The organism is Sphingobacteriales bacterium (genome assembly GCA_012517435.1).
Classification (GTDB): Bacteria; Bacteroidota; Bacteroidia; order CAILMK01; family JAAYUY01; genus JAAYUY01.
In genome coordinates, this window is the sequence record JAAYUY010000234.1 from 1 (window position 1) to 3,754 (window position 3,754).

4 protein-coding genes are annotated in these 3,754 nt (G+C 30.8%); 3 read left to right on the forward strand and 1 reads right to left on the reverse strand.

Features of this window, described 5'->3' with window-relative positions:
- The first annotated feature begins 223 nt into the window (after positions 1-223).
- From GX437_12895 to GX437_12905, 3 genes are read left to right on the forward strand one after another with little or no spacing between them, the layout of a single operon-like run.
- Positions 224-1,462: a hypothetical protein gene (locus GX437_12895; GenBank protein NLJ08552.1), complete on the forward strand. Its 1,239-nt coding sequence runs from the start codon at positions 224-226 to the stop codon at positions 1,460-1,462.
- Position 1,463: 1 nt separating this feature from the next.
- The gene (locus GX437_12900) at positions 1,464-2,441 is read left to right on the forward strand and encodes a hypothetical protein (GenBank protein ID NLJ08553.1); all 978 of its coding nucleotides are present in this window, start codon (positions 1,464-1,466) and stop codon (positions 2,439-2,441) included.
- A complete protein-coding gene (locus tag GX437_12905) occupies positions 2,438-3,499 on the forward strand; it encodes a site-specific DNA-methyltransferase (GenBank protein NLJ08554.1) in 1,062 nt (353 codons plus the stop codon). The genes GX437_12900 and GX437_12905 overlap by 4 nt, the downstream gene beginning before the upstream one ends.
- Here the strand turns inward: GX437_12905 and GX437_12910 are convergent.
- Positions 3,496-3,732, reverse strand: coding sequence for a hypothetical protein (locus GX437_12910; GenBank protein NLJ08555.1), 237 nt, complete (start codon positions 3,730-3,732; stop codon positions 3,496-3,498). The genes GX437_12905 and GX437_12910 overlap by 4 nt on opposite strands.
- Between the last annotated feature and the right edge of the window lie 22 nt (positions 3,733-3,754).

Here is a 3,754-nt window from a genome sequence, read left to right on the forward strand (position 1 = left end):
AGTTGTGGGTTAAAATATTTTTACCAGATAAATACCAATATTGAAAAAATCTTAAGTCAATGGTCAAATGTAAATCGATATTAAAGACATTTTGCAAAAGGATAAACTTAATATTGCAAGAGAAAATTTAACTAATTGGCAGAGAAAAATTAATTTCAGCTAACATTATAAACAGAATAAATATTAGTGCAAACACAAATTATTTCAGTACTTTTGCAAGATTATGAATGACATTTTTAAAACAACTTCCATTATAAATATAGCATTTGGGAACAATATTGAACTTATTCCGGGTGTTAATGAATTATTTGAATTAGAATTAGCTCATCTAGAATATAAGAGCTTATCAGGAGAACAACTTTTGGAAAGAACAGCTTTTATAAAGTCAGTTGACAATAAGTTTTCAAAGCACTATTTACTATATTCAAATAATTCAGAAAAAATTCATGCTGACAGGTCGGCAGCAACACAAGCATATTTTGAAGAAGGACAATTTTCTACTGGTTATGCTACTCATGGCTTGTTCCCTTATCGTGGAAAATTTCACCCACAATTAATAAAAGGCTTAATAAACATTTTAAATGTACAAAAAGATGAGTTAATTTTAGATCCAATGGCTGGTAGTGGTACAACTAATATTGAAGCTGCATTAATGGGTATAAATTCCATTGCGATTGATGTCAGTCCTTTTTGTCAATTTATGATTAAAACAAAATACGAAGCACTCGGTATTGACTTTAAATTATTGGAAAAAATTAGAATAGATAGTAAAAAACTATTTGATTTTTTCAAGCAGGGGGATGTTCTAAAAAGAATAGATAAAATTGTAGATGAAAATAAAATCAAAATATACAATCTCGCTTTTTTAGCATTTTTAGATGCCTTGGGTTATTCAAAAAGAGTTGTAAAATCAAACCATGAACAATTATTTGATAAGGTTTTACCCAGATATATCGAAACTGTAAAATCATTTTTATCTAACAAGTATTTTGACCAGAATAAAATAGGAAAACTTAATGTTTTATCTGATTCGGATGCTTTGAATATCAACCTCGAAAACAATTCCGTTGATTGTGTGATAACTTCTCCCCCATATTCATTTGCAATTGATTACGTTGAGAATGACAAAGACCAATTAGAATTTTTAGGTTATGACACAACTGAATTAAAAAACAGACTAATTGGACTTAAAGGAAAAACAAAAGCTCAAAAACTCGAAAACTATTTTGCTGACATGGATTCATTTTGTTTTCAGGTTTCTAAGGTCTTAAAAAAAGGGAAATACTTTGTTATGATAATTGGTTCAAATACCAATCAGACTGGTGGAATCAGACTGGAAGAAACTGTTATAAATTCAGCAAAGAAATATGATATGCCGTTAGTAAAAAGTATGTTGAAACCTATCAAAGGAATGAGAAACACGATGAAAGAAGAATATGTATTAATTTTTCAAAAGCAATAACATGGTAAAAAGCATTGAAGATAAATTTCAAACAGTAATTCAAAAAAATACATTTTATTTTTTCAACTCAAAGTTTGAAGAAAATTACGAAGGATATATCAATTCACTAAAAGAGACTCTCTTAATCGTTAAAAATAAGGTTGAAACAGAAGGTTTAAAGAAAGAAATCTTTGAATGGTTATTAACTGAAAAAGAGAATGGACTTAGAGCATTGTTAGCCTTAACAGGTTTTTCAAATGAATATTTAAAGAGATTAACAACAATAATTCGGATTGTTGATAATCCTGAACTTAACAAACTAGTTTATAAAGAAAAATGGTACAATGAAAAAAGTCCAGATAATATTCAAGAGTGGTCTGATAGCACAATTTTAAAGCATATCCAGAAAAATGAATATTTTAGGAAAGGTCTTGTTAATATTTTCTTTGAAGGTGCATCAATTCCTTTTTTGGCGAATACAATCCCACTTTTTGAATTAAAAAAGCTAAGCATTTCCAAGTTAAAGTTTGAAATACCTGAACTAATTGACACTCTTATTCGCTATAAGGAAAAAGGCAGTTATTCTGGTATGAAGGGAAACAACCCAGAAATTGTCGTTGCTGAAATATTAGACAAGCTTGGAATTCCATTTGAAACTGGTGATTTAAGCGAGCTTATCACCAATGCTCCTGACAACAAAAGAACAATGGATTTTATTATTCCAAATAAAAAGAATCCTGTGATAATTGCTGAAAGCTCTTTTCTTGCAACGACATCGTCCGGACAAGGAGATAAATCTAAAACGGAAATTTCGATTGATAGTTTAATAAAAGAACATTATCCTAATGCTATTTTTATTGGTTTTGTTGATGGTATTGGTTGGTATGTCAGAAAGGGAGATTTAAAAAGAATGGTAACAGCTTATGAAGATGTTTTTACTTTTCATAAGGATGAATTAAAACGGTTTGAAAAACTTTTAATTGAAACTTTCAAAAAATGATTGAGAAATATATAAATAAAATCCACAATGGAGACTGTCTTGAATTATTCAAGAATATTCCTGATAACTCGGTTGATGTTACTTTTGCTGACCCTCCATTTAATTTAAAAAAGAATTATACAAGTTATAAAGACAGTCTTGAATTTCAAGAGTATCTTGATTGGTGTGAAAAGTGGATCTCAGAAATGGTTAGAGTAACAAAACCGACTGGTTCTATTTTTCTTCATAATATACCTAAGTGGTTAACATACTACGCAACGTATTTAAATAAACTCGCAAATTTCAAACACTGGATTTCATGGGATGCACCAACTGCACCAATGGGCAAATCTCTTCAACCTGCTCATTACGGAATTCTATTTTACACAAAAGAAGCTAAAGGTGCAAAATTCTATGAATTAAGATATCCACATAAACGTGATAGAAAACAAGGTTATTTATGGAAAGATTACGGTGGTAAAAAAGACCAACTACATCCATTTGGTCCATTAGTTTCTGATGTATGGACAGATATTCATAGAATAAAACATAACACAAAAAGAGACCCGCATCCTTGTCAGTTGCCTATTCATTTGATGGATAGATTAATTCTAATGACCACTGACGAAAATGATATTGTTCTTGACCCATTCTCTGGTACAGGTACGACAGCTATCGCAGCGAAAAGGCTTGGGAGAAAATATATTGGATTTGAACTTGATAAAAAATATGTAGAAATATCTCAACAAAAACTCGAAATAACAGAATCTAATTACAAATTAGGGGAAAGTTGGGTAAGTTTTTATCTAAATGACGTTATCACAATTAGAGATAAGGATTGGGATCATCTTAAAAAATACTTTTATATACCTAATCCCATAAGAAATATTGATTTTGAAAGAGTTAAATTGATTGATAGAAAATTAATTCCAAAAGAACAATATTTTCAAAAAGATGAAAATGAATGTAAAATAAACGAAAAGCCAATAAGAATAAATGGGAAGAAAATTAAAGAAACTATGTTTCAGCCTCATACCCAATTTTCCATCAACCCAAATATCAGATCCGCCAACAGCTAATCTTTCAGCTTCTTCATCTCATTTTTAAGTTCTTCCGGTTCAACAGGTACGACTCCTACCTTTTCGCAGACAATACCACCGGCAAGGTTAGTCAGTTCAGCCATCTGAAATAAGTCGAGGCCACAGGCCATCGAAAGGGCAGCTACTGCCGACACCGTGTCTCCTGCACCGGAAACGTCATAAATATTTCGTTTATGAGATGGAATAATTTTTCCTGACTCCCTGTTATTCACATAAATGCCTTCATCAGACAAG

Excerpts from the sequence above, each read along its gene's own strand:
- GX437_12895 (NLJ08552.1), top strand. The coding sequence starts at position 224 with ATGAATGACATTTTTAAAACAACTTCCATTATAAATATAGCATTTGGG.
- GX437_12900 (NLJ08553.1), top strand. The coding sequence starts at position 1,464 with ATGGTAAAAAGCATTGAAGATAAATTTCAAACAGTAATTCAAAAAAAT.
- GX437_12905 (NLJ08554.1), top strand. The coding sequence starts at position 2,438 with ATGATTGAGAAATATATAAATAAAATCCACAATGGAGACTGTCTTGAA.